The organism is Micromonospora noduli (assembly GCF_003264475.1).
GTDB lineage: Bacteria > Actinomycetota > Actinomycetes > Mycobacteriales > Micromonosporaceae > Micromonospora > Micromonospora noduli.
In genome coordinates, this window is record NZ_PYAC01000008.1 from 328163 (window position 1) to 345269 (window position 17107).

18 protein-coding genes are annotated in these 17107 nt (G+C 71.9%); 8 read left to right on the plus strand and 10 right to left on the minus strand.

Translation table 11 applies throughout. The features are described from left to right. Window positions 1–62: 62 nt before the first annotated feature. The gene (locus MED15_RS11925) at window positions 63–542 is read right to left on the minus strand and encodes a MarR family winged helix-turn-helix transcriptional regulator (protein WP_112581693.1); all 480 of its coding nucleotides are present in this window, start codon (window positions 540–542) and stop codon (window positions 63–65) included. 82 nt (window positions 543–624) lie between these two features. Between MED15_RS11925 and MED15_RS11930 the strand changes: the two genes are divergently transcribed. Beyond that, on the plus strand, window positions 625–1269 hold the full coding sequence (locus MED15_RS11930; protein WP_225855377.1) for an FMN-dependent NADH-azoreductase: 645 nt from the start codon (window positions 625–627) through the stop codon (window positions 1267–1269). Window positions 1270–1338: 69 nt separating this feature from the next. Here the strand turns inward: MED15_RS11930 and MED15_RS11935 are convergent, their stop codons facing one another. The 3 genes from MED15_RS11935 to MED15_RS11945 all read right to left on the minus strand — a co-directional run bounded on the left by MED15_RS11935 (window position 1339) and on the right by MED15_RS11945 (window position 5972). Continuing rightward, on the minus strand, window positions 1339–2373 hold the full coding sequence (locus MED15_RS11935; RefSeq protein ID WP_112581691.1) for a 2-oxoacid:ferredoxin oxidoreductase subunit beta: 1035 nt from the start codon (window positions 2371–2373) through the stop codon (window positions 1339–1341). Then, on the minus strand, window positions 2366–4213 hold the full coding sequence (locus MED15_RS11940; protein WP_112735624.1) for a 2-oxoacid:acceptor oxidoreductase subunit alpha: 1848 nt from the start codon (window positions 4211–4213) through the stop codon (window positions 2366–2368). The genes MED15_RS11935 and MED15_RS11940 overlap by 8 nt, the downstream gene beginning before the upstream one ends. 280 nt (window positions 4214–4493) lie before the next feature. Continuing rightward, window positions 4494–5972 carry a hypothetical protein gene (locus MED15_RS11945; RefSeq protein ID WP_112581689.1) on the minus strand — a complete coding sequence of 493 codons (1479 nt, stop codon included), beginning with the start codon at window positions 5970–5972 and terminating at the stop codon, window positions 4494–4496. Window positions 5973–6101: 129 nt separating this feature from the next. Between MED15_RS11945 and ndhC the strand changes: the two genes are divergently transcribed. After that, entirely contained in the window at window positions 6102–6479 is a 378-nt protein-coding gene (gene ndhC, locus MED15_RS11950) for an NADH-quinone oxidoreductase subunit A (protein WP_091394827.1), read from the plus strand. A gap of 67 nt (window positions 6480–6546) precedes the next feature. Here ndhC and folP read toward each other — a convergent pair whose 3' ends face one another. After that, window positions 6547–7416, minus strand: coding sequence for a dihydropteroate synthase (folP, locus tag MED15_RS11955; protein WP_112735626.1), 870 nt, complete (start codon window positions 7414–7416; stop codon window positions 6547–6549). Between the two features lie 156 nt (window positions 7417–7572). Between folP and MED15_RS11960 the strand changes: the two genes are divergently transcribed. Both MED15_RS11960 and MED15_RS11965 read left to right on the plus strand, forming a co-directional pair. Beyond that, window positions 7573–8196 carry a DivIVA domain-containing protein gene (locus MED15_RS11960; RefSeq protein WP_112735701.1) on the plus strand — a complete coding sequence of 208 codons (624 nt, stop codon included), beginning with the start codon at window positions 7573–7575 and terminating at the stop codon, window positions 8194–8196. Continuing rightward, window positions 8193–8690 carry an SRPBCC family protein gene (locus tag MED15_RS11965; RefSeq protein WP_112735628.1) on the plus strand — a complete coding sequence of 166 codons (498 nt, stop codon included), beginning with the start codon at window positions 8193–8195 and terminating at the stop codon, window positions 8688–8690. Before MED15_RS11960 ends, MED15_RS11965 begins: the two co-directional genes overlap by 4 nt. On the opposite strand, the gene MED15_RS11970 is transcribed toward MED15_RS11965, so the two are convergent. Next, window positions 8635–9531, minus strand: a complete 897-nt coding sequence (locus MED15_RS11970; protein ID WP_112604118.1) for a sterol desaturase family protein — start codon at window positions 9529–9531, stop codon at window positions 8635–8637. The genes MED15_RS11965 and MED15_RS11970 overlap by 56 nt on opposite strands. Before the next feature lie 135 nt (window positions 9532–9666). Here MED15_RS11970 and MED15_RS11975 point away from each other — a divergent pair, with 135 nt between their 5' ends. Both MED15_RS11975 and MED15_RS11980 read left to right on the plus strand, forming a co-directional pair. Then, on the plus strand, window positions 9667–10248 hold the full coding sequence (locus MED15_RS11975; RefSeq protein WP_112698660.1) for a DNA-3-methyladenine glycosylase I: 582 nt from the start codon (window positions 9667–9669) through the stop codon (window positions 10246–10248). Between the two features lie 13 nt (window positions 10249–10261). Further along, window positions 10262–10885 (plus strand): hypothetical protein, encoded by a 624-nt coding sequence (locus MED15_RS11980; protein WP_112735630.1) that lies wholly within the window; start codon window positions 10262–10264, stop codon window positions 10883–10885. Here the strand turns inward: MED15_RS11980 and MED15_RS11985 are convergent. From MED15_RS11985 to MED15_RS12000, 4 genes are read right to left on the minus strand one after another with little or no spacing between them, the layout of a single operon-like run. After that, on the minus strand, window positions 10882–12123 hold the full coding sequence (locus MED15_RS11985; protein ID WP_112604114.1) for a DUF1501 domain-containing protein: 1242 nt from the start codon (window positions 12121–12123) through the stop codon (window positions 10882–10884). The two genes, MED15_RS11980 and MED15_RS11985, sit on opposite strands and share 4 nt — an antisense overlap. A 14-nt stretch (window positions 12124–12137) precedes the next feature. Then, window positions 12138–13436 (minus strand): DUF1800 domain-containing protein, encoded by a 1299-nt coding sequence (locus MED15_RS11990; protein ID WP_112735632.1) that lies wholly within the window; start codon window positions 13434–13436, stop codon window positions 12138–12140. A gap of 59 nt (window positions 13437–13495) precedes the next feature. Further along, the gene (locus tag MED15_RS11995) at window positions 13496–14287 is read right to left on the minus strand and encodes an enoyl-CoA hydratase-related protein (RefSeq protein ID WP_112733619.1); all 792 of its coding nucleotides are present in this window, start codon (window positions 14285–14287) and stop codon (window positions 13496–13498) included. A gap of 4 nt (window positions 14288–14291) precedes the next feature. Continuing rightward, window positions 14292–15110 carry a PaaX family transcriptional regulator gene (locus tag MED15_RS12000; protein WP_091394799.1) on the minus strand — a complete coding sequence of 273 codons (819 nt, stop codon included), beginning with the start codon at window positions 15108–15110 and terminating at the stop codon, window positions 14292–14294. A gap of 190 nt (window positions 15111–15300) precedes the next feature. On the opposite strand from MED15_RS12000, the gene MED15_RS12005 reads away from it, so the two are divergent. Both MED15_RS12005 and MED15_RS12010 read left to right on the plus strand, forming a co-directional pair. Next, window positions 15301–15468, plus strand: coding sequence for a DUF3117 domain-containing protein (locus MED15_RS12005; protein WP_007455245.1), 168 nt, complete (start codon window positions 15301–15303; stop codon window positions 15466–15468). Between the two features lie 147 nt (window positions 15469–15615). Next, complete coding sequence (locus tag MED15_RS12010) at window positions 15616–17091, plus strand: leucyl aminopeptidase family protein (RefSeq protein ID WP_112735703.1); 1476 nt, start codon at window positions 15616–15618, stop codon at window positions 17089–17091. Window positions 17092–17107: the final 16 nt, after the last annotated feature.

A 17107-nucleotide genomic window follows, 5' to 3' on the forward strand; every position in this document is an offset into this window, starting at 1 on the left:
GCGATCGGCCGGTGTGACCGTTGGCATGACGGCGCCGCTGTCGCCGCTGTGGTGAGGCGGCGTCAGCAGGCGTCGTCGGCGACGCAGATCGCCTCGGTGCAGTTGACTGCCGTGCCGGCGGAGGCCCGGCTGAGCAGTTTGTAGAGCGTCTCCCGCTCGGCGGGATCCAGTGCGCCCAGCACCTCGTCCTCGGCGCCGGCCAGGGCGCATTCGGCCTCACTGAGGCGTTTTGCCCCATCTTCGGTGAGTTCGACGACGTGTCGGCGGCGATCCTCGGGCGAGCGCCGACGCTCGATCAGCTGCTTCGCCTCCAGGTCGTTGAGCAGCCCGACGATGTTGGTGCTGTCCATTTCCAGGATGGTGGCGAGCGCTTGTTGCCCGGTGCCGCCGCCGGCGCGCAGCACGGTGAGCGCGACCAGATGCCGGGGGCGTAGCCCCAGCGGCGCCAGCACCGACTCGGACCGCAGTCGCATCCGCCGGGCCAGATGGTCCAGGAGTGCGCCCGAGCGGTGCTCGGAGGAGTCGAGCGGCTGCGCGGACATGTGACCCAGTCTACCGACCCTGCGGAACATCGGCCTGCTATAAATAGTTGGTGCTTCACGAACGATTTCTAGAGGAGGAATGATGCACCTGCTACATATTGATTCGAGCATCCGCGGTGACTGGTCGGTCAGCCGGCGACTCACCTCCCGCGCGGTCGACGCATGGCGTGCGGCCCACCCGGACGGCACCGTGGCCTACCGGGACCTGGGCGCCGAGCCGCTGCCGCACCTGGACTCGGAGGGTGGGCTGGCGCGAATGACCCCTCCGGATCAGCACACGCCGGCCCAGCGCGAGTCCTGGCAGCTCAGCGAGCGGCTCGTCGACGAGGTGAAGCAGGCCGACGTGGTGCTGCTCGGCCTGCCGCTCTACAACTTCGGCGCGCCCAGCAGCGTCAAGTCCTGGGTCGACCACCTGATCGTTCCCGGGCTGGCGTACGACCCGACGACGCAGGAGGGCCTGCTCGGTGGGCGCGAGTTCGTGGTGCTGGCCACCCGGGGCGGCGGCTACGGCGAGGGCACCCCTCGCTACGGCTGGGACCACGCCGAGCCGTGGCTCCCGCACGGCCTGTCGATGACCGGCATGCAGCCGCGCTTCATCAGCGCCGAGCTGACCCTGGCGCCGTCGGTGCCGGCGATGGCCGAGCTGATCCCGCTGCACGAGGCGAGTCTCGCGGCGGCCGAGAAGGAGATCGACAACCTGTGGACGCCGGCCACCGCCCAGCGCTGAGGCAGCGCCGGTACTGACGAGAGCGGCCGCCCCGGATCGGGGACGGCCGCTCTCGTCAGTACGGACGGGTCAGATGATCGTCCAGGTGTCGCCGCTGCCCAGCAGGCCGGCGAGCTGCTGCTCGGGGGTCTCGGTGACAGTCGCCTTGGCGGCCGCGAGCTGCGCCTGCACCACGCTGTCGTAGGACGGTCGGTCCACCGAGCGGAACACCCCGATCGGAGTGTTGCGCAGGTCCAGGCCGGGCAGCCGGGACAGCGCGAAGGCGTACGCCGGGTCGGTCACCGTCGCGTCGTGCACGACGATCTCCTCCGGGCGGACCGAGCTGGTGTCCCGGACCTCCAGGCCGAAGCCACCCGGCGGGTGCACCACGCAGAACTGCCCGTCGGCGCCGAAGGTGATCGGCTGCCCGTGCTCCAGGCGGATCAGGTAGTCGTCCCGGGTGGACGGGTCCTTGAGCTGGTCGAACGCCCCATCGTTGAAGATGTTGCAGTTCTGGTAGATCTCCACGAAGGCCGAGCCCTCGTGCTCCGCGGCGGCCCGCAGCACCGACTGGAGGTGCTTGCGGTCGGAGTCGATGGTGCGGCCGACGAAGCTGGCCTCCGCGCCGAGAGCGAGCGAGAGCGGGTTGAACGGGGCGTCCGCCGAGCCGGCCGGTGTCGACTTGGTGATCTTGCCGACCTCGGACGTCGGAGAATACTGGCCCTTGGTCAGACCGTAGATCCGGTTGTTGAACAGCAGGATCTTGAGGTTGACGTTGCGCCGCAGCGCGTGGATCAGGTGGTTGCCACCGATGGAGAGCGCGTCGCCGTCGCCGGTGACCACCCAGACCGACAGGTCCGGCCGGGACACCGACAGGCCGGTCGCGATCGCCGGGGCCCGACCGTGGATCGAGTGCATCCCGTACGTGTTCATGTAGTACGGGAAGCGGGACGAGCAGCCGATCCCGGAGACGAAGACGGTGCGCTCCCGGGGGATGTTCAGCTCCGGCATGAACTGCTGGATGGCTGCCAGGATCGCGTAGTCACCGCAGCCGGGGCACCAGCGCACCTCCTGGTCGGACTTGAAGTCCTTCGCGGTGAGCTTTACGGCGACGGGCTCAGACATTCTTCAGCACCTCTTCCAGCGTCGTCTCCAGCTCGGCGGCCGTGAACGGAAGGCCGCGGACCTGGTTGTAGCTGATCGCGTCGACCAGGTAGCGGGCCCGGATGACGTGGGCCAGTTGGCCCAGGTTCATCTCCGGGATGACCACCTTGTCGTACGAGCGGAGCACCTCACCGAGGTTGGCCGGCATCGGTGCCAGGTGCCGCAGGTGCGCCTGGGCGATGGAGAGGCCACGCTGGCGGACCCCGCGGCACGCCGCGCCGATCGGCCCGTACGTCGAGCCCCAGCCGAGGACCAGCACCCGGGCGTCGCCGTCCGGGTCCTCCACCTCGATGTCCGGCACCGGGATCGTCTCGATCCGGGCGGCCCGGGTGCGCACCATGAAGTCGTGGTTGGCCGGGTCGTAGGAGATGTCCCCGGTCTTGTCGGCCTTCTCCAGACCGCCGATCCGGTGCTCCAGGCCCGCGGTGCCGGGGATCGCCCACGGCCGGGCCAGGGTCTCCGGGTCACGCAGGTAGGGCAGGAAGGTGGTGCCGTCCTCGCCGTTGGGCTTGGTGGCGAAATCGACCCGCAGGTCGGGCAGCGACTCCACGTCCGGCAGCAGCCACGGCTCGGAGCCGTTGGCGACGTAGTTGTCGGACAGCAGGATCACCGGGGTGCGGTAGGTGAGCGCGATCCGGGCCGCCTCCAGCGCCGCGAAGAAGCAGTCCGACGGGGACCGGGGCGCGATCACCGCGACCGGCGCCTCACCGTGCCGACCGTAGAGCGCCATGTTGAGGTCGGCCTGCTCGGTCTTGGTCGGCATGCCGGTCGACGGGCCGGCGCGCTGCACGTCCACGATCACCAGCGGCAGCTCCAGTGCCACCGCGAGCGAGATCGTCTCGCTCTTGAGCGCCACGCCGGGGCCGCTGGTGGTGGTCACGCCGAGCGACCCGCCGTAGGAGGCGCCCAGTGCGGCGCCGACGGCGGCGATCTCGTCCTCGGCCTGCACGGTGAGAACGCCGAAGCGCTTGTGCTTGCTCAGCTCGTGCAGGATGTCCGACGCGGGCGTGATCGGGTAGGCGCCGAGGAAGACCGGCAGCCCGGAGCGGACCCCGGCGGCGACCAACCCCAGCGAGAGCGCCGCGTTGCCGGTGATGTTGCGGTACGTGCCCGGCTTCATCTTGGCCGGCTTGACCTCGTAGCGGACCGCGAAGTCCTCGGTGGTCTCGCCGAAGTTCCAGCCGGCCTTGAAGGCGGCGACGTTGGCGGCGACCAGCTCCGGACGGGCCGCGAACTTGCGCTCCAGGAAGCGCAGCGTCGACTCGTAGGGCCGGGAGTACATCCAGGAGAGCAGGCCGAGCGCGAACATGTTCTTCGACCGCTCGGCGTCCTTCTTGGACACCTGGTGGGCGGCGAGCGCGCCGACCGTCATCGAGGTCAGCGCCACCGGGTGCACGACGTAACCGGCCAGCGAGTCGTCGTCCAGCGGGCTGGTCTGGTAACCGACCTTGGCGAGGTTGCGCTTGGTGAACTCGTCGGTGTTGACGATGATGTCCGCGCCGCGTGGCAGATCGGCCAGGTTGGCCTTCAGTGCCGCCGGGTTCATCGCCACCAGCACGTTGGGCGCGTCGCCCGGTGTGAGGATGTCGTAGTCGGCGAAGTGCACCTGGAAGCTCGACACGCCGGGCAGGGTGCCGGCGGGAGCCCGGATCTCGGCGGGGAAGTTTGGCAGCGTGGAGATGTCGTTGCCGAGCTGCGCCGTCTCCGAGGTGAACCGGTCGCCGGTCAGCTGCATGCCGTCGCCCGAGTCACCGGCGAACCGGATGACCACGCGGTCGAGTTGACGGATCTGCTTGGTCACTGTGCCACCTTCGTTCGCGACTGCGGGGCTTGCCCGGCCACGGAACCTCCCTGACGCAACGCTTCACCGCACCGCCCCAGGCTGGTCCGGCCGCTGTCGTTCCTCACCTGAGAGCCTACGTCTAAGGGAGCCCTAACCATCCCCGGAGGTCCGCCGACTGGGACCCGAAGTAGTCGTGAAACGCCCACATTTGCGGTGTTACGCCCCGCCCGCCGTAATTCAGATCACCACCGGGTCGCGCCGATGACCCCGACCGCGCGCTGCCGGGGTCATCCGTCGATCAGTCGGCGGGGTTGGGCGCGGGCTCCGGCGGCGAGCCGCCGAGCCGGCGGCGCAGCGAGGTCGTGGCCAGCGTGAGAGCCAGCACCACCAGCAGCGTGGAGACCGCGATCAGGATCACCGCGGTGCGCTGCACCGAGGTCAACCCGCCGCCTCCGGTCGTGGCACCGGCGGGCAGTACGCCCTGCGAGCCGGTCGGTGCGGGCGGGGAGACCACCGGCGTGGCCAGTGCGGCCGCCGCGGTGATCCGGAAGCTCATCTGCACCCGACGGGTCGGACCGCTGCGTGGATCGAGTTGACCGATCAGGGCCCCGGACAGCGGCGCTTCCCGCTGCGCCTGCGGCGTCGCCTCCACCGGCAGCTGCACCTCGGCCGTCGTGCCGGCCAGCACCAAACCGGCGTCGCAGCGGGTACGCGTCGGGTCGACCGCCACGCAGCCGATCGGTGGGGTCGGCACTGTCACCCCGGCCGGCAGGACGACCTCGACCCGGCCGGCGGCGTCCACCGCGCCGGTGTTGCCCAGCCGGAGCGTGAGGGTGCTGGGGCCGCCGCTGATGTCGAAGGCCACCTCGTCGGCGGCGAGCGCGATCCCGGGCACCGGCGGGCCCGCTGGGAAGAGCACAGCGAAGCCCTGGTCGTCGGTCGCCTCTCCGGCCGCTCCCGGCGCGTCCGCGATGACCTGGACGGAGCCGCTGAGCGGCATCTGCTTCCACGCCGTGCCAGCGACCCGCAGCCGCAGCACGGTGCTGAACCGGACGCCCGCTCCGGCGGTCCAGGCCCCGCATCGGTACGTCCCACCACCGGCGGCGGCACAGCCCTTCGTGCCGGCATCGGTCAGCCCGGCGGGCAGCGTGTACGAGAGTCGGATCTGTTCCGTGGTGGTACCGGTGTTGTGCACAGTGACCTGGAGGGTGGCGGCCGTGCTCGGCGTGTTCCAGTACGCCTCGGTGAGGGTGACGTCGCCGGTGGTGACCTGCACGCCCAGCGGGCTCTGCGGCGGCGGCGCCGAACCCGGGGCGGGCGGGCGGACCGTCGGCGCCGGCGGTGTCGGTGGGGCGGGGGGCGTCGTCGGTGGCACCGGGGGAGCCGGGCTGGGCGGTCGGGTGGTGCCGCCCGGCGCGGGCGCGCTGGTGGTCGGCGCCGGCGGGACCTCCGGGGCGGTGGTCACCGGCGCCGGTGGCGTCGTCTCCGGTGGCGGCGCGGTGGTCTCCGGTGCCGGGTCGGTCGGCTCGGGTTCGCCGCCCGGGTCTTCGGTCGGGGTGGGCTCCTCCGCCGGTGTGGTCGGGGGCACCTCGCCTCCCGGCTCGTTGACCGGCTCGGCCGAGGTCGCGACCGGGTCCGCGTCCGGCGCGGCCGCGCTGGCCCAGGCCGGTCCCACGGCGAGCGCCGTGAGCAGGCCGAGCGCGAGCGCGGTCGCCAGCAGGGGCGTGGAACGTCGCCCCTCCGCCCGGTTACCGGGCGATGCCTTCACGCGGGCCATCTGACCTCCGGTGACATGGGTGGGTGTCCAATATTCGGTAACAGTTGCCCCTGTGCACTAGTCCCATCCGGAAACAAATCCGTAACGTGTTTGGGACGGCCGGTCCGAGCGGACGGTAGGCTGCCGACTGTGAACGGATACCTGGGCTCGTACGCGACGCTCGGGCTCCTGCTGCTCGCCAGCGTTCTCTTCTTTGTTACGGCGTTCTCGGCCAATCGGGTGTTACGCCCGGCGCGTCCGGCCGATCCGCCGGGCAAGCGGGCCAGCTACGAGTGCGGGCTCGACCCGGTCGGTGCCGACTGGGCGCAGATGCAGATCCGCTACTACGTGTACGCCTACCTGTACGTACTGTTCGCGGTCGAGGCGGTGTTCCTCTTCCCCTGGGCGGTGGTCTTCGACCGGCCGGGCTTCGGTCTGGTGACGGTGGTGGAGATGGCGGTGTTCGTGGCCGTGCTCGCGCTCGGCATCCTCTACGCCTGGCGTAGGAACATCCTCCGCTGGACCTGAGCGCTACTGCCTCCGGCGATCGTGTCGGTCCGTCCGACCGTTCGCGGTCGGTTACGGCGACGACCGGTCACGCGAGTCCCCGGCGGGTGGCCGTGGGCGGGCGGTCGCCTCGGATCGAGGCCACCATGTCCAGCACCCGGCGGGTCGGGCCGACCTGGTGGGCCCGGAAGATCCGGGCGCCCAACCAGGCCGAGACGGCCGTCGCGGCGAGCGTCCCCTCCAGCCGTTCGGCCACCGGCAGGCCCAACGTCTCACCGATGAAGTCCTTGTTGGAGAGCGCCACCAGCACCGGCCAGCCGGTCGCGGCCAGCTCGTCCAGTCGGCGGGTGATCTCCAGCGAGTGCCGGGTGTTCTTGCCGAAGTCGTGCGCCGGGTCGATGAGGATGCCGTCGGGGCGTACCCCTGCCGCCACCGCGCGCTCGGCGAGCCCGGTCACCGTCGCGACCACGTCGGCGACCACGTCGGTGAAGGCGGCCCGGTGCGGCCTGGTCCGCGGCGTCAGCCCGCCGGCGTGCGAACAGACCAGGCCGGCGCCGGTCCGCGCGGCCACCCGGACCAGCGCCGGGTCGACGCCCGACCAGGTGTCGTTGAGGAGGTCGGCCCCGGCCGCCACGGCCTCCGTCGCCACCTCGGCCCGCCAGGTGTCGATGGAGATCACCACCTCCGGAAACGCGGCTCGGACGGCGGCGATGGTGTCCACCGTGCGCCGGATCTCCTCGGCGACGTCCACGTCCGCGCCGGGGCCGGCCTTGACACCGCCGATGTCGATGATGGCCGCGCCCTCGTCCACCGCCCGCTCCACCGCACGCAGAGCGCTGTCGGCGGCGTAGGTGGCCCCGCGGTCGAAGAACGAGTCCGGCGTGCGGTTGATGATCGCCATCACCACCAGCTCGCCGGGGGCGAACGTGTGCCCACCCAGCCGAAGCGCCCCGGCCATGCCCGCCTCCTGGAAGTTCACGCCGTCGCCGCCGCGTCGGCCGGTCCCGACGCTAGTCGGTCGCCCGTCCAGGATTCCGGGCGGGCGTCGGCACCGATCGTGATCGAGGCGGGTGGCGGGGTCGCTCCCGGCCGGCTGCCATGCCACGATCAGTACATGGGTCAGCTTCTGCTCCTCCTGGTCGTGGCGTTGACCGTCGCGGCGGTGATATTCGGCGTGACGGTGCTGGTCAGCGGGCGTGATCCCGGCCTGGTGCCGGCCGAGCCGGATTCGCAGGCCGTGGCATTGCCGGGCACCCGCCCGTTGCGCGAATCCGACGTGGGGGCGGTCCGTTTCGACACCGGGTTGCGCGGGTACCGGATGGACCAGGTCGATCAGGCGTTGCGCCGTGCCGCCTACGACATCGGTTACAAGTCCGAGCTGATCGGCGTACTGGAGTCGGAGGTCATCGCCTTGCGTGAGGGGCGCTCCGACGATGCGGACGTGCTGCGGCAGGCCCGCGAGCAGTCCGCCAGCAAGGTGACCACCGCGGACGCGGGCGAGCCGGCCGAGCCGGGCAAGGCAGCGGAGCCGGGCAAGGATGCGCCGCTGACCGGCGAGGCGGGCTCCGCCCCGGTCGGCTCGACGACTCCCGGCCCGTTGCCCGCCGCCAGCTCGTCCCCGGCGGATTCCGATGGGGTGGCGCCTGCCGCCGCGCCCACCGACGACGAGCCGGCTGATCGTGAGCAGACCGCCGGCACCGAGCAGCGCGACGCGGTGGTTCGGTCGGAGTCGGCGTGACCGAGCCGGAGGGCGCTGACGATCTTCGCGAGGCGGCCCGACCCGGTGCGGGTGAGGTGACCGCCACGGTGATCGTCGAGGCCCCGGCGGAGCGGGTGTTCGCGGCGCTGCTCGCCTGGGAACGTCAGTCCGACTGGATTCCGTTCACCCGCGTCCGGGTGGTCGAGGGCGACGGACGCGAGGGCAGCCGGATCGAGGCGGTGACCGTGCTCGGCCGGGCGACGCTGCGCGACGAGATGCGGGTGGTCCGGGTCGACGAGCCGTACGAGATCGGCGTCGTGCACCACGGCCAGCTGCTGCGCGGCCCGGGGGTGCTGCGCTGCACCCAGCTGGACCGGGACCGCACCCAGGTCGTCTGGCACGAGTGGTTCCACCTGCCGGGCGGTCGGGCCGGTCGACTGGCGTGGCCGGTGCTCTGGCCCGGCTCCAAGCTCGGTCTCACCCAGGCGCTGAAGAGGTTCGCCCGTCTGGTCGAGCAGGGCCGGCTGCCCTGACCGGGGAGCCGGGTGCCGGCTGCCAGCCCGGTGCGCGGAAGAGATGCCCGACCCGGTGCCGCCAGGTCGCCGCGGCGCGCAGGTCCCGGGCGATCGAGGCGTACTCGTGGAAGGCCACCCGGACCGGGTTGTAGCTGGCGACGTTCTTGGTCAGGCCGTACACGCAACGTTCCCGTTCCGGCGCGAACGACCTGAAGAGCCGGTCCCAGACGATCAGGATGCCTCCGAAGTTGCGGTCCAGGTAGCTGCCCTGCGACGCGTGGTGCACCCGGTGGTGCGACGGCGTGTTGAACACCGCCTCGTACCAGCGCGGCATCTTCTCGATCCGCTCGGTGTGGATCCAGAACTGGTAGAGCAGGTTGACCGAGCCGCAGAACGCGACCACGGCCGGGTGGACGCCGGCCACGATCAGCGGGATGTAGAACACCCAACTGGTCAGGCCGGTCCACGGCTGGCGCAGGGCGGTGGAGAGGTTGAACCGCTGCGACGAGTGGTGCACCACGTGCGAGGCCCAGAGGATGCGGATCACGTGGTGGCCGCGGTGCGACCAGTAGTAGCAGAAGTCCTGCGCGAGCAGGATCAGCGGCCAGGTCCACCAGAGCTCGGCGACCCGCAGCGGGGTGAGCGCGTAGAGCAGCGCGTACGCGGCGGCGATCGGCACCTTCCAGAGCAGGTCGGCGAAGATGCTGCCCAGCCCCATCGTCAGGCTGGTCGCGGTGTCGGCGCCGCCGTAGCCGACCTCGTCGTCGTCGCGGTGCAGCAGGTAGGAGACCCGCTCCAGCACGATGAGGAGCACGAAGGCCGGGATCGACCAGGCGATGACGTCCGGGAACTCCTTCACCGCGGCCTCCGCTCGCCGTCACCGGTCGGGGCGCACCATCTGGTGACCTCAGCCTACCGGTCGGTAACAAGCACCATAGGCAGCCGGGCGGCCGGTGGCAATGGGGTGTCGGTGCGATGCCCTAGCGTGTACGAGGTGACTGACCTGGTGATCGGCGCAGATGGGCTGGCTCGTTGCGCCTGGGGGTCGAGCACCCCCGACTACGCCATCTACCACGACACGGAGTGGGGGCGGCCGCTGCGCGGCGACGACGCGCTCTACGAGCGGATGACGCTGGAGGCGTTCCAGTCCGGGCTGTCCTGGCTGACCATCCTGCGCAAGCGTCCGGCGTTCCGACTGGCCTTCGACGACTTCCACATCCCGACCGTCGCCCGCTACGACGACTCCGACGTGACCCGGCTGCTCGCCGACGCCGGCATCGTCCGCAACCGGGCCAAGATCGAGGCGGCGATCGCCAACGCCCGCGCCGCACTGGAGCTGCCGGAGGGCCTGTCCGCGCTGCTCTGGTCCTTCGCGCCGGATCCCCGGCCAACTCGTCCCGCCTCGTTCGCCGAACTGGCGCCGATCACCCCGGAGTCGACGGCGATGGCCAAGGCACTCAAGAAGCGCGGCTTCCGGTTCGTCGGCCCGACCACCGCGTACGCGCTGATGCAGGCCACCGGGATGGTCGACGATCACATCGTCGGCTGTCACGTCACCCTTCCAGCGGCGGCGTGATGGGATGGCAGGCATGACGACCGAGACCGTGCACCGGGCCGGTGCGGCCGGCAACGCCGACGGGGTGGGCACCTGGGCGGTGCTGCTGCCCGCCGAACGGTACGAGGCCGAGCGGCTCGTGCACCACGACACGCTGGAGCTGACCGGGCTCACCGACGTCGCCCGACCAGCGCTGGGCGACCAGGTCGCCGTGCTGGTCGACGCGCCGCCACGGCTGGTGGCCCTCGGCCGGGTCACCGCGCCGGGTCGACGCCACCGCGAAGACCCGGACGACCCGCAGTCCCCGGTCGAGCCGGGCACGCTCGTCGTCGCGTACACCCGGCGGGCCTTCGACGAGCCGGTGCCGGCCGACCTGCTGACGCTCGACGGGCCGGTCACCGCTGTGGAGCCGGCGGCCTTCCGGGCGCTGGCCGACCAGCTCGGCCCGCCCCCGGCGCGGCGCACCTGGCTGGTCAGCCTCGACCTGCCGATCGAGGCCGGCACGCCGGCCGAGGCGGTTCGGCTGTTCTGGTCCTACGTGCAGGAGCTGGGCCCGCGTGAGCTGCCCGCCTTCGTCTCGCCGGCCGGCGACGAGCTGGCCATGCAGGCGTTCGTGCTGGGCGAGCAGGCCAACCAGGACCCGGAAGAGGACGACTAAAAAAGCTTGTCCACTCGTCCCCGCCAGTCGGCGAGGACCGGGCCCGGGTCGGTGTCCAGCACCCGCTCCAGCAGCGTGGCGTAGACGTCCCGGAAGTCGGTGGTGTATTTCAGGTCGCCGTCGTCGAGGTCAGTGAGGCTCGGTGGTGCGCCGTGCCAGCCGCCCCGGACGCCCGCGCCGAGCAGCAGCACGTCCGAGGCCGTGCCGTGGTCGGTGCCGTCCGAGGCGTTGGCCCGTACCCGACGGCCGAACTCGGAGTAGACCGCCACCACCACCTTCCGGCCCGCCTCGGTGCGACTCATCCGGTCGGCGAACCCGGTCAACGCCCGGTCCAGCTGACCCAGCAGCACGGCCTGCAACTGCTTCTCGTCGGCGTGCGTGTCGAAGCCGCCCAGCGACACCGAGAAGACCCGGGTGGACACTCCCGCCTCGACGCACTGCGCGACCAGGTCGAGCTGCGCGTCCAGCGGGGTGCGGGCCCCACCGGTGGCCGTCGCGGGGGCCTGCTCGCCGTCCGGGTCCGCCGTGTCCGGGTCGGCGGAGTCGCGTACCTGGCGGATCATCTCGTCCACCGACCGCAGGTCGGCGAAGCAGGCGGCGGCCCGACCCCGGGCCGCCGACTCGCCCGCCTCGGCGGCGGCGAACGCGGCCAGTGTCGCCGCGGGCAGCCCCTTTGCGGCCTTCCGGTCGGTCACCGGCACGGCCGCACCGGCACTCTCCGCCCCGGCCAGCAGCGGCGGCAGCGCCGGCTCGAAGGAGACCGCCAACCGAGGGTCGCCACCGGCGCGGTCCAGCCACCGCCCGAGCCAGCCGGTGTTGCCGGGCCGGTCCGGTTGCGCGGTGTGCCAGATGTCCATCGAACGGAAGTGGCTGCGGTCCGGCTTCGGGTAGCCGACTCCGCGCACGATCGCCAACCCACCGCCGGACCAGCGCTGGTGCAGGCCGGCCAGCGCCGGGTTGAGGCCGAAGTCGTCGTCCAACCGCCGCACCTCCCCGTCCGGGTACGCCAGCTCCGGGCGAGCCGCCCGGTAGGCCGGGTCGCCGTATGGAATGACAGTGTTGAGACCGTCATTGCCGCCGTAGAGGGTCACCAGCACCAGCGTGCGGGACTGCGGGTCCCGGTCCCCGCCGGTGTCCAGCAGGTCCCGCAGGCTGTACGCGCCGGCCCCGGCGGCCAACGCGCCCGCGCCGACCACCCCGCTGGTCAGTAGGAACCTGCGTCGGGTCACTGTGTCCATGTCGACTCCTCCGCTCAGCTGACTGTGTATTCGGGGCTGACCAGGCCGGCGGCCAGCAGCTTGCGGGGCTCACCAGCCAGCGGGGTGAGAGCGGCGCGGGTGCGCGAGCCCCAGCCGTCGACCACCAGCAGTCGGGCCAGCGCGTCCGGTCGGCCGGTGGTGGGCGCGGCGGTCAGCCGGGCCAGCACCGCTGGTGCCGTGGCGGCGGCGAGCACCCCGGCCGTCCGCAGCCGGGCCTGCAACGACGAGGTGGTCAGCCAGGCGGACCCGGCCGGCCAACCGCCCACGCTCGGTGGGCGCAACGGCACCTGGTCGAGCGCGTTCAGGCCGGCCAGCAGTTGTCTACGTTGCTGCTCGGGCAACGCGGACGGTCGGATGCCGAGCTGCCGCAGCGCACCGACCAACCACTCCACCGGCTGCTTCACCAGCGTGCCCCGGGTCTGCGCGAAGGCCGGTGCGGAGAAGAGCGCGCGCACTGTCGCGATGGTGTCCGCGCCGGCCAGGCCATCCGGCGCCGGGGTTGCGGTGCCGGCGTAACGGAACCAGAGCCGACCGGCCACGAAGGTCGCCGCCGCCGGTTGGGCCGCCAGCAGGCCGGCGTACGCCTCGGCGTCGAACCGGCCGCTCTGCCCGAGGATGCTCTTCTCGCCAGGGTCGTGCCGCTTGGCTTCGAAGCGGACCGCGCCGGTACGCCGGTCGACCACCCAGCCGGTCAGGGCCCGCGCGCCGGCCTTCACGTCGGCCTCGCTGTAGGCGCCGATGCCGAGGGTGAACAGTTCCATCAGCTCGCGGGCCAGATTCTCGTTCGGCGCCTTGCGGGTGTTCTTCTGCCCGTCCAGCCAGACGATCAGGGCGGGGTCGCGCACCATCGCGGCGACCAGCGGGCCCAACGGCCCACGACCGTGCCGGCGCAGCGTCTCCAGCTGGCCCACCATCAGTCGCGCCGACTTGACCTTCTGCGCGCTGGTGGCCCAGTGCCCGTGCCAGAAGAAGAGCAGCTTCTCGGTCAGCCCGTCCTCGGCCGCCACCATCCGGTCCAGCCACCACTCGGTGACCTGCTGGAGTTGCTTGCGGCGCTCCGCGTTGGCCTGCTGCCGTTGCTCGCGGGTGGAGTCCTTGGTCAGCCCGGCGTACGGGTCCGGGGGCAGCGTCGGAACCGGCGTGGCCGCCGCACCCCGGTCCGTCGCGGGCGGGGTGAGCAGCCGGTCCAGTGTCGCCGCCGGCCCGGCCCGCTCGGCCGCGTCCACCTCGTCGGCGGTCGGCCCGAAGGTGGCCCGGCGCAGCAGGTGCGCCACCGATTCGCGATCGCTCATACCGGCCGACGCTAGGCGTCCCGTGTTCGAGGACGGTAAGGGCGGCGTCCGGATCGCGTTCAGCGTCCCTCGAAGACCGGTTTCTGCTTGCCGACGAAGGCGAGGGTGGCCGCCCGGTGGTCGGCGGTGGCACCGCAGATCGACTGGGCCTGCGCCTCGGCGGCGAGGGCGTCGGCGAGGGTACCGGCGTCGGCGATGGAGAGCTGTCGCTTGATCGCCCCGTACGCGACGGTCGGGCCGGCGGCGAGGCGGGCGGCCAACTCCTGGGCGACGGGCAACACCTGCTCGTCGTCGTCCGTCATCCGGTTGAGCAGCCCCAGCCGGCAGGCCTCCTCGGCGCGGACCGGCTCGGCCAGCAGCAGCAGCTCCACCGCCTTGGCGTGGCCGACGAGCCGGGGCAGCGTCCAGGAGGCACCGGTGTCGGCGGCGAGACCGACCTTGGCGAAGGCCATCAGGAAACTGGTGGTCGGACCGCCGATGCGGATGTCGGCCAGGAACGCCAGCGACGCGCCCGCCCCGGCGGCCATCCCGCGGACCGCGGCGATCACCGGCTTGGGCAGGTTGGCGAGCCGGGCGGCGATCGGGTTGTAGTGCGCCCGCACCGTGCCCAGCGGGTCACTGGCGGCGTTTTCCAGGGTGGCCACGTGCTCGCGCAGGTCCTGACCGGCGCTGAACGACCCGCCGGCCCCGGCAAGGACAACCGCCCGGCAGGACCGGTCGGTCTCCAGCTCCGCGAGGGCGTCCCGCAGCGCCTCCTTGAGCGCCACGTCGAGCGCGTTCATCGCGTTCGGCCGGTTCAGCGTGAGGGTGACGACGGCATCGGTCCGGTCGACCAGCAGCGGCTCGGTCACGTGTCTAACGACCCTTCTGTCGGACGATGCGGTTGCCGGCGTCGAGGCACTGTTCGACGTACCGGTCGGCGGCCGGACGCAGGCGGGCTGCGTGCCGGTCGAAGAAACTGGCCGCGGCGGTGCCGGGCCACCGCTCGGGCAGCAGCGCCGGGGGCAGCTGCGGATCCTGGAAGAGGAACGTACGCCACGCGTGCACGAGGCGGAACCGCGTCGCGTACGCCTCCTCGTCGCTGCTGCGCACTGTGACCGCGGCGAGCAGCGGGCGCTGGTCCGCGACGAACCGCTCGTAGGCGCGGCCGATCTCGGCCAGGTTCCAGGCGCGTCGGACCACGCCCATCGCGCCGGGGGTGCCGGAGAAGTGTGAGGCGGTGAACCGCTCGAACCGGATGCCGGTCTCGGCGAGGAGCAGGTCGACATCCTCGGCGGGACGGGTGGCGACCCAGGTCTGCTCGTCGAGCGTCCCGTAGCCGAGGAAGCTCAGGTTGGCGGCGAGCCGCTGGCGGTCCCGCCGGGAGCCCGGGGCCTCCAACACCAGCAGATCGAACCGGCCGTCCCAGGTGACCCGGCCGGTCCGGTAGATCCGGGCCGCTGCCTCGTCGAGTCGGCGGGCAGCTTTCGGTGTGATCGAATATCCCGGTCCGGAGACCAACCGGAGGGGCTCGAGCCAGCCTTGACGCACCATCCGGGAGACGGCGGTGCGAACTGCCGGCGGTGCGATTCCCAGCGGCGCCAGTAGCTTGACCAGGGCAGCAACCGGTGCCCGGCCACCCCTCGGACGGAGGTGGTCGCCGTACAGGTCGAAGAGTGCCGACCGTGCCTGCATGACCGCACATTGTGACAGGCCTTCTCAAGATAAGCTAGATGCTGTTACATCAATGCTGCTCCGGTTTGGGTCCGGCGGTGTTCATCAGGGAAAATCGTTGGTCGACACCCCCGTGACCGTTGCGGGTGGTCGTGACGAAGTGGCTGTGGGGCAACCCACCGACCCTGGTGTAGGTCTGAGGGGAGACAACATGGCGGCGATGAAGCCGCGGACGGGCGACGGTCCGCTGGAAGTCACCAAGGAGGGGCGGGGCATCGTCATGCGGGTCCCGCTGGAGGGCGGTGGCCGGCTCGTCGTCGAGATGACTCCCGACGAGGCCAACGCGCTCGGTGACGCACTGAAGGCAGCGGCTGGCTGAGTAAGGAGTGCTCCGGGCGGCTCACGCCGCCCGGAACGTTCTTTGGGCCCTGAGCCACCGGAATCGCCGGTGGCTCAGGGTCTTCAACGCTGCGGTCAGGTGGGTTCGCCGCCGGTCCGCGACACTTTCCTGGAGGTACGGTTCCGCGTGCTCGCCATCCGTCTGATCGCCGAGCCCGACCGGCTCGACGTCCTCGTCCTGCCCGTCCGCTCCGCCGATTCGACGGCGGAAGGCGACACCTCGGCCGAGCCCGTACCGACCGCCGTGGCGGGCCCGGACGGCACGGACGACGAGGCGGCCGCGCTGGCGTCAGCGGCCCGGCTGACGGGCCGATCCGGCGAGATCCACACTCAGCTGCGCCCCGGGCGTACCCCCGGCCGGCTGCTGCTGCTCGGCATCGGTGACGGCGGCGAGGCGGCTTGGCGGACAGCCGGCGCGGCCCTGGCCCGCTCAGCTTCAGCTGAGACGCATATCACCATCGCGCTGCCGGCCGGGGTGACTCCGGCCGCGGTTCGCGGGTTGACCGAGGGGCTGCTGCTCGCCCCGTACCGGTTCCGACTCACCGAGGCCGGTGACCGACCGGCGCTCACCGACGTCGACCTGCTGCTCGACGACCCGACCGGGTACGAGGACACCATCGCCACGGCCCGGACCACGGCCGCGATGACCCATCTCGCCCGGGACCTGACCAACACCCCCTCGTCGGTGAAGACCCCGCAGTGGTTCGCCGACCAGGTGGCCTCCGCCGCAGCCGACCTTCCGGACCTGCGGCTGCGGGTGCGTGGCCCGGCCGAGCTGACCACCGAGGGCTTCGGCGGGATCCTCGCCGTGGGCGGTGGCTCCGCCAGCGGACCCCGGCTGGTCGAACTGGACTGGCACCCCGCCAACGCGCGCACCCACGTGGTGCTGATCGGCAAGGGCATCACCTTCGACACCGGCGGCATCTCGATCAAGCCGGTGGCGTCGATGAAGCTGATGCGCAAGGACATGGCGGGCGCGGCCGCGGTCGTCGCCGCCACCCTGGGCGCTGCCGCGCTGCGACTGCCGGTCCGGATCACCACGTTGACCCCGCTGGCCGAGAACATGGTCAGCGGCTCGGCGTTCCGCCCCGGCGACGTCATCCGGCACTACGGCGGTACGACCAGCGAGACGACCAACTCCGACGCCGAGGGTCGGCTGGTCCTCGCCGACGCGCTGGCGTACGCGGTGCAGCAGCTCAAACCGAACCTGCTGCTCGACCTGGCCACGCTCACCGGCGCGAACTCGGTGGCGTTGGGCAAGCGCACCGCCGCCCTGTACAGCGAGAACGACGAGCTGGCCGCCAGCGTGCTGGCGGCGATTGAGGCCGCCGGCGAGTCGGCGTGGCGAATGCCGCTGCACACCGACTACGTCGAGTACCTCGGCAGCGAGATCGCCGACCTCTTCAGCGCACCGACGCAGGGTGCCGGCTCGGTGATGGCCGCGCTCTACCTGCGCGAGTTCACCGGCGACCTACGGGACCGCTGGCTGCACCTGGACATGTCCGCCCCGTCCTGGGCCGACGGCGACCAGGCCGAGGTCAGCCGTGGCGCCACCGGCTGGGGCGTCCGGTCGTTGCTGCGCTGGCTGGCCGACGTCAACTAGGGCGTGGGTCAGAGCC

Bases quoted from the DNA above. Each gene is read 5' to 3' on its own strand.
- MED15_RS11925 (WP_112581693.1), bottom strand. From the start codon at position 542: ATGTCCGCGCAGCCGCTCGACTCCTCCGAGCACCGCTCGGGCGCACTC.
- MED15_RS11930 (WP_225855377.1), top strand. From the start codon at position 625: ATGCACCTGCTACATATTGATTCGAGCATCCGCGGTGACTGGTCGGTC.
- MED15_RS11935 (WP_112581691.1), bottom strand. From the start codon at position 2,373: ATGTCTGAGCCCGTCGCCGTAAAGCTCACCGCGAAGGACTTCAAGTCC.
- MED15_RS11945 (WP_112581689.1), bottom strand. From the start codon at position 5,972: ATGGCCCGCGTGAAGGCATCGCCCGGTAACCGGGCGGAGGGGCGACGT.
- folP (WP_112735626.1), bottom strand. From the start codon at position 7,416: ATGGCCGGGGCGCTTCGGCTGGGTGGGCACACGTTCGCCCCCGGCGAG.
- MED15_RS11960 (WP_112735701.1), top strand. From the start codon at position 7,573: ATGGGTCAGCTTCTGCTCCTCCTGGTCGTGGCGTTGACCGTCGCGGCG.
- MED15_RS11980 (WP_112735630.1), top strand. From the start codon at position 10,262: ATGACGACCGAGACCGTGCACCGGGCCGGTGCGGCCGGCAACGCCGAC.
- MED15_RS11985 (WP_112604114.1), bottom strand. From the start codon at position 12,123: ATGGACACAGTGACCCGACGCAGGTTCCTACTGACCAGCGGGGTGGTC.
- MED15_RS11990 (WP_112735632.1), bottom strand. From the start codon at position 13,436: ATGAGCGATCGCGAATCGGTGGCGCACCTGCTGCGCCGGGCCACCTTC.
- MED15_RS12000 (WP_091394799.1), bottom strand. From the start codon at position 15,110: ATGCAGGCACGGTCGGCACTCTTCGACCTGTACGGCGACCACCTCCGT.
- MED15_RS12005 (WP_007455245.1), top strand. From the start codon at position 15,301: ATGGCGGCGATGAAGCCGCGGACGGGCGACGGTCCGCTGGAAGTCACC.